The following is a 6658-nucleotide window of genomic DNA, read 5'->3' as shown; positions in this document are numbered from 1 at the left end:
GTCCCAGACCACCCCGACCTGCCGGTAGTACGCGGCGATCGGTTCCCGTACCTCCAGCCGCGCCAGCTCCTCCGTCGGCGCCTCGAACAGCTCCAGCTCCGCGTCACCCACCCACGCTCGACCGCCCTCGAAGGACGCGGCCCCGGACTCGATCAGCTCATCGAGGGCGAGCCCCTTTCCCTTCTCGATCGACGGCAGCCACCGGTGATGCGCCATGGGATGCGCGTTGACGAACCCGCCGCTCCCGGACGGCTCCCGCAGCGTCACCACAGCCTGGGCGAGACGCCGGTCCGCGGACGCCAGGGTCGCCCCGAACCGGGCCCCCGCCTCGATCCGCGGAGCGGGCCCGTAGGGATGCGGCCGCGTCTGGTGAATGGAGCCGAGCTTCTTCGGATACCCCTGGTGCAGCCCCCGCGCGATCGCGAAGTCCTTGTCCACCCAGATGTGGACGCACCGCGAGTACGTCCGCCCCCGGAACCGGCACCGCACCACCGCGAACGCCTCCTTGTACTGCGCCCGCACGGGGTCCAGCAGCTCCTGCCCCGACGTCGAGCACGACTGCCAGTCGGCCCAGATCAGGGCCACGGCCCCCGGGTCGTCGTCCGCCAACTCCAGTGGCTCGGGGAGCAGTTCACGCACGCGTGCGGGGTCCGTCCGGTACTCCACGGTGAGCAGGTCACCGGAGTACCTCCAGGGTGGTGAGGGGACCAGCGACGACGCGCCCGTCGCCGTCTTGGGATGGAAGTAGCCACGAAGACCGGTCACGAGAGGGCTCCTTGCGAGGTGAGGGCGGGCTGCTTCAGCAGTTCGGCGCGGTACCGGGCGGCGGCCCGGGCCGCGGAGGGCCCGCCGAGCGCCACGACACCCACCAGCAGACCGTCGCGGTGGTAGCCGACCAGCACGTCCCCCGCGAGGTCGCCGTCGAGCACCCGGACATCGCCGAGCCCCAGGCCGGGCGCCCCGAAGGACTGCAACCGGACGTCGTGCTGGTCGCTCCAGAAGGTGGGCAGCGGCGCGAAGGGCGGCAGGCCGGTGTCGCCGCCGACGAGTATCTTCGCCGCGTGCCTGGCCGAGTCGGCGGGCACGGACCAGTGCTCGACCCGGCGCGGCACACCGTCGTAGCGGGCGTTCGGGAAGCGGGCGACATCACCCACCGCGACGACCTCGGGCCGGCCGCCGACGCGCAGGTGTCCGTCGGTGAGCACGCCGTCGCTCAGGTCGAGTCCGTTGCCGTCGAGCCACTCGGTGTTGGCGACCGATCCCACGGACTCCACCACCACGTCGGCGGGCAGCACCGACCCGTCACTCAGCACGACCCCGGTGACACGGTCGCCGCCCTCGAACCCGGCCACGCCCGATCCGAGCACGAAGCGGACCCCGCGCCTCTCGTGCCGCGCGCGCAGTTCCCGCGCGAGCAGCTCCCCGAGCGGCCCGGCCATCGGCAGGGGCAGCGGATCGACCACGGTCACCTCGGCGGCCCTGAGCCCGACGGCCGTGGCGGCGACCTCGCAGCCGATGAACCCGGCGCCGACCACGACGACCCGTACGCCGGGCCGGGTCAGCCCGTCGCGCAGCACCTGAGCGTCGTCGATGGTCCGGACCGTGTGGCGGCCGGCGACCGGCCCGGGGCAGCCCAGCCGGCGGGGCCGCATCCCGGTGGCGACGACCAGACCGTCGTAGGGGAGCACCGAGCCGTCGTCGAGTTCGACGGTCCGCCGGGCGAGCCGGGCGGAGACGATCCTCGTACCCAGGCGCCACTGGACGTCTCTCGCGGACGCCTTCGGGGTCAAGGCCAGCGAGGCGAAGGCCGCCTTGCCCGCGAGGACCTCCTTGGACAGCGGGGGCCGGTTGTACGGCGGGTGCGGCTCGTCGCCGATCACGGTGATGCCGCCGGTCCAGCCCGCGGCGCGCAGCTGCTCGGCGGCCCGCAGTCCACCGAGGGAGGCGCCGGCGACGACGATGCGCCCGCTCATGTCAGTCCTCGATCCGGATGGCTTGCAGCGGGCAGACGTCCGCGGCCTCCTCGACCTCGTCGCGCAGGGCGTCGTCAGGGTCGGGGAGGTAGGCGAGGCGACCGTCGTCGTCCATGCGGAAGACGTCGGGGGCCGAGAAGACGCACTGGCCGTGGTCCTGGCACTTGTTCATGTCGACGACGACCTTCATGGCCGGTCCTCCTGAATGTGAGGGCGTCGATGCGGAAGGGAGAGGGGGCCCGGCCGGAAGGGCCGGGCCCCGGCCAACGGGGCGTGGAAGCACCCCGAACTCGTTTGGCTTCAAACAAGGTAGGCAGAGGCGGAGGCCCGGTCAAGAGCTATCCGGATGGATAAATTCTTTGCCCCGGCCTCTTGCGGGGCCCCTCTCCCCCGCTTACCGTTTGGCGTCAAACAGCCCTGGGCGGTCCTGGCTCCGCCGCGCCCGGACGCTCGCTCTCACGCCACCCGCCTCCCCGGCCCCGTGTCCCGGAGGTGTCCCGACGTCCGCCCGAGGAGACAACGGTGAGCGCTCACGCAACCGAAGAAGTCCGCCGCCACATGGACCGGCTCGCAGCCGACGGCATCGACGTGGTCCGGGTGACCTATCCCGACCTGATCGGTACCGACCGGGCGCGTGACGTGCTGCTCGAAGAGCTGCCCCGGGCCTGTGAGCACGGCCTGGCGTTCTGCCGGGCCGTCTACCACACCAGCCCGCAGGGGGACGTGGTCCCGGTCAGCGGCGGGCTGGACGCGGGGCTGCCGGACATCTGCGTCCGGCCGGACCTCGGCACGCTGGTCCCGTTGCCCTGGGAGCCGGGGGTGGCCGCCTGTCTGGGCGAGGTCGTCGACCCCGCGACCGGCGCGCCCGCCCCCGAGTCGCCCCGCGATCTGCTGCGCTCCGTCCTCGCCCGGTGCGCCGAACACGGACTGCGGCCGGTGGTCGGGCCCGAGCTGGAGTACTTCCTGTGCGACCCGGACCCTTCCGGCGGCTGGCGCCGCTACGCACCCGACCCGGGCGTCGTCTACACCGCCGGCCTGCGCGCCGACCCGGACAACCACCTGCTGCGCACCCTGCGCCACGTGCGTGATCTGCGGGTCGGGGCGATCAGCGGCAACCACGAGTTCGACGGCGGCCAGATCGAGATCAACCTGTCCCACTCGGACGCCGTGTCGGCCGCCGACCGCTCCTTCCGCTTCAAAGCCGCGATCAAGGAACTGGCGCGGAAGGAGGGCCGCCTGGCCACCTTCATGGCCAAGCCCTTCAACGACGCCGGCGGCTCCGGGTTCCACCTCCACCTGTCCGGCGACGACGAGGAGGGCCGCAACACCTTCGACGACCCGTCGGGCCCGTACGGCCTGTCCGCCACCGCCCGGCACGCCGTCGCCGGCGTCCTCGCCCACGCGCCCGCCCTGGCCGCCCTGCTCAACCCCACGGTCAACTCGTACAAGCGCTTCGGCCCGGACACCCTCGCGCCCTGGCTGATCGACTGGGGCCTGGACAACCGCAGCGCCATGGTGCGCATCCCGCCCGAGCGCGGCACCGGCGCCCGGCTCGAACTGCGCCTCGGCGACGCCAGCGCCAACCCCTACCTGGCGATCGCCGGGACGGCCGCCGCCGCGCTGCTGGGCGTGCTGGAAGGTGAGGAGCCGCCCGCCCCACTGGAGGGCTACGGCTACGACACCGCCCGCTCGGCCGCCCTCCCACAGACCCTGTCCGCCGCGCTGGACGCGCTGGAGGCGGACACCGCCCTGACCGGCCTGCTCGGCAAGGGCTTCACCACGTCCTTCCTCTCCTACAAGCGCGACGAGGTCGAACGCTTCCACCGGCACGTCACGGACTGGGAGTTCACCGAGTACGCCTACCACCTGTGACGCCGAGGAGCATGCCGATGACGACCGAGACCCCCACCGCCGCCGTACGCGAGCCGCTGCCCCTGGCCGACGTGGACCTCACCGACCTGGACCGTTTCACCGACGGCGTGACGCCCTGGCGGATGTTCCACACCCTGCGCCATGAGGACCCGGTCCACTGGCAGCCCGAGGAGGCGCCCAACTCCGGCTTCTGGGCGGTGACCCGGCACGAGGACATCGTCCGGGTGGACCGCGACGCGGAGACCTTCACGTCCACGAGGTTCGTCAACCTGGAGGAGGTCGACGACGACCAGATCAAGAAGCGCGCCTCGATCCTGGAACTGGACGGGGTCCGGCACCGGGCGCTGCGCAGCGTCATCCAGCGGCAGTTCGGCGCGAACGTGATCAGCGGGTACACGGACTTCCTGCGCGGGCTGACCGCGAGGACCCTCGACGCCGCCCTCGCCAAGGGCCGCTTCGACTTCGTCGAGGACGTCTCGGCGGACTTCCCCATCAACGTGCTCGCCCGGCTGCTGGACGTGCCCCCTGAGGAGAACCGCAAGCTCATCGACTGGGGCAACCGCATCATCGGCCACACCGACCCCGACTACGCGGACGTCCTGCTGCACAGCGAGGAGAGCGAGCAGTACCGCGACCTGCCCTTCCGCTCCCCCGCCTCGCTGGAGGTCTTCGAGTACGGCCGCGAACTGGCCCGGCAGCGGCGCGGCGGCGACGGCACGGACCTGGTCTCCCGGCTGGTCAACACCACGCCCCGGGACGGAGTGCCGCTCTCCCCGCAGGACTTCGACAACTACTTCCTGCTGCTGGTCGTCGCCGGCAACGAGACGACCCGGCACACCATCTCCCACTCGATGCTGGCCCTCCTCCAGCATCCCGGGCAGCTGGCCCGCCTCCGGGAGGACCCGTCGCTGATCCCGGTCGCGGTCGAGGAGTTCCTGCGCTGGGCCTCCCCCGTCTACCACTTCCGCCGCACCGCCACGCGCGATGTCGAACTGGGCGGCAAGCGGGTGAAGGAGGGCGACAAGGTGGTGATGTGGTTCGCCTCCGGTAACCGCGACGAGGACGTCTTCGGCAACCCCTACGACTTCGACGTCGCGCGCCGCGACAACGACCACGTCACCTTCGGCAAGGGCAGCCCCCACCTGTGCCTGGGCAACCTGCTCGCCCGCACCGAGATCCGCATCATGTTCGAGGAACTGATCCCGCGCCTTGCGGACATCCGCCTGACCGGCGACGTGCCGCGCGTGCGCTCCAACTTCGTCAACGGCATCAAGAGGCTGCCGGTGGAGGTCACCCCGGCCTGACGCCCGCGATCACCAACCGTTGCGGTTCGCCCAGGACCTCGCTGCCGATGTGCGCGGCGAGTTTCCGGGCGCGGGGCAGGTCGCCGAACTTGGTCACGTGCACGAAGACGGTGTGCTCCTCGGTCATCGGCCCCGCTGGGCCCGGTCACCGTGGAAGACGACCTGGACGCCGTCGTACGGGGGCGATCCGTAGTGGCCCGCTGCCGGCTCGTCCGGCCATCTGCCGTGCCATTCGATGGCGGCCGCATCCCGGCCGAGGGCCGTCGCGAAGCGCGCCACGACGCTCCCCGGCGGAACCTCCTCGATGATGTCGAGCGGCAGGTGCGCCACCAGAGCCGCGTCGTCCGCCGTCGTCAGGTCGGCATCGAACCCGGCACAGCGGCCGGTCAACCGGATCGGTGCATGCTCCGGCGTGCTCGAAGGTCACGCCGGGAAGGATCGCGGCCATCCGCCGCACCTGCCCGGCCGTGCGCAGCTCCGCGGTGAGCCACACCTCTTCCTCCTGCTCCAGCAGGGCGCACAGACGCCTGGCCTGCGTGTATGCCGTGCTCGCGTCGGCGGTGCGCAGAACGGCGTATGCCTTGGAGTTGCCCATGGACCGTACCGTCACACGCTCCCGTGCGGGGCCGCCACCAGGTTTCAGGCGCCCGCCCGGGCCGTGCGGGCACGATCTCGGCGGGAGGCGTTCCCGTGCTCCGGACGTGCATCGTCCCACGGTCGGCGGGAGGCTGGTGATGTCGGTACCATCACGCGGCCGAGGAGATCACCATGGACACCGCCACCCTGGAAGACATGCGGACCGCGCTTCGGGGGCCGGTGATCGGCCCGCAGGACGCCGGATACGACCAGGCGCGCAAGATCTACAACGCGATGATCGACAAACGGCCCGCCGCCCTCGTGCCCTGCGCGGACGCCGCCGACGTGATGGCCGCGGTCACCTACGTCCGCGACCACGGCCTGGAACTCGCCGTGCGGGGCGGCGGGCACAGCGGTCCCGGCCTGTGCCTGGTGGACGACGGCGTGACGATCGACCTCTCGCCGATGCGCTGGGTGCGGGTCGACCCGGAGGCCCGCACCGCCGAGGTCGGCGGCGGCAGCCATCTCGGCGACCTCGACCACGCCACGCAGGCCTTCGGACTCGCCACCCCCACGGGCATCATCTCCATGACGGGCGTCGGGGGCCTGACCCTCGGCGGCGGCCACGGCTACCTCACCCGCAAGTACGGGCTGACCGTGGACAACCTGATCGCCGCCGACGTGGTACTGGCCGACGGCGGTTTCGTCACCGCGAGCGAGACCGAGCACCCGGACCTGTTCTGGGCACTGCGGGGCGGCGGCGGCAACTTCGGCATCGCGACCTCCCTCACCTACCGGCTGCACCCGGTGGGCACGGTCGGGGCCGGGGTGACCGTGTGGCCGGTCGAGAGCACCCGCGAAGTGCTGGCGTGGTACCGCGAGTTCCTCCCGCAGGCGCCCGATGACGTCTACGGCTTCTTCACCGTCCTCGTC

8 protein-coding genes are annotated in these 6658 nt (G+C 72.0%); 3 read left to right on the top strand and 5 right to left on the bottom strand.

Going from position 1 to position 6658, the window contains the following annotated elements; translation table 11 throughout:
• From C1J00_RS35795 to C1J00_RS35785, 3 genes are all read right to left on the bottom strand, one after another.
• The coding region (locus C1J00_RS35795) for an acetoacetate decarboxylase family protein (RefSeq protein WP_102913110.1) at positions 1 to 765 on the bottom strand (765 nt) is incomplete at its 3' end.
• The gene (locus tag C1J00_RS35790; protein WP_102913109.1) at positions 762 to 1973 is read right to left on the bottom strand and encodes an NAD(P)/FAD-dependent oxidoreductase; all 1212 of its coding nucleotides are present in this window, start codon (positions 1971 to 1973) and stop codon (positions 762 to 764) included. The genes C1J00_RS35790 and C1J00_RS35795, both read right to left, overlap by 4 nt.
• 1 nt (position 1974) lies before the next feature.
• Positions 1975 to 2163, bottom strand: coding sequence for a ferredoxin (locus tag C1J00_RS35785; RefSeq protein ID WP_102913108.1), 189 nt, complete (start codon positions 2161 to 2163; stop codon positions 1975 to 1977).
• A 368-nt stretch (positions 2164 to 2531) separates the two neighbouring features.
• Here C1J00_RS35785 and C1J00_RS35780 point away from each other — a divergent pair, with 368 nt between their 5' ends.
• Together C1J00_RS35780 and C1J00_RS35775 are read left to right on the top strand one after the other, a co-directional pair.
• Positions 2532 to 3845 carry a glutamine synthetase family protein gene (locus C1J00_RS35780; protein WP_439333465.1) on the top strand — a complete coding sequence of 438 codons (1314 nt, stop codon included), beginning with the start codon at positions 2532 to 2534 and terminating at the stop codon, positions 3843 to 3845.
• Between the two features lie 17 nt (positions 3846 to 3862).
• Complete coding sequence (locus tag C1J00_RS35775; protein ID WP_439333464.1) at positions 3863 to 5149, top strand: cytochrome P450; 1287 nt, start codon at positions 3863 to 3865, stop codon at positions 5147 to 5149.
• On the opposite strand, the gene C1J00_RS47300 is transcribed toward C1J00_RS35775, so the two are convergent.
• Both C1J00_RS47300 and C1J00_RS47295 read right to left on the bottom strand, forming a co-directional pair.
• Positions 5136 to 5276, bottom strand: a complete 141-nt coding sequence (locus tag C1J00_RS47300) for a hypothetical protein (RefSeq protein WP_245936632.1) — start codon at positions 5274 to 5276, stop codon at positions 5136 to 5138. The genes C1J00_RS35775 and C1J00_RS47300 overlap by 14 nt on opposite strands.
• On the bottom strand, positions 5273 to 5539 hold the full coding sequence (locus C1J00_RS47295) for a hypothetical protein (RefSeq protein WP_245936631.1): 267 nt from the start codon (positions 5537 to 5539) through the stop codon (positions 5273 to 5275). Before C1J00_RS47295 ends, C1J00_RS47300 begins: the two co-directional genes overlap by 4 nt.
• Before the next feature lie 378 nt (positions 5540 to 5917).
• Here C1J00_RS47295 and C1J00_RS35765 point away from each other — a divergent pair.
• Positions 5918 to 6658 (top strand): FAD-binding oxidoreductase (locus C1J00_RS35765; RefSeq protein ID WP_146046318.1); only part of this gene is annotated, 741 nt, incomplete at its 3' end.

The organism is Streptomyces cahuitamycinicus, from assembly GCF_002891435.1.
Lineage (GTDB): Bacteria > Actinomycetota > Actinomycetes > Streptomycetales > Streptomycetaceae > Streptomyces > Streptomyces cahuitamycinicus.
Note: the sequence above shows the minus strand (reverse complement) of the source record. Positions and strands in the feature narration are given on the sequence as shown.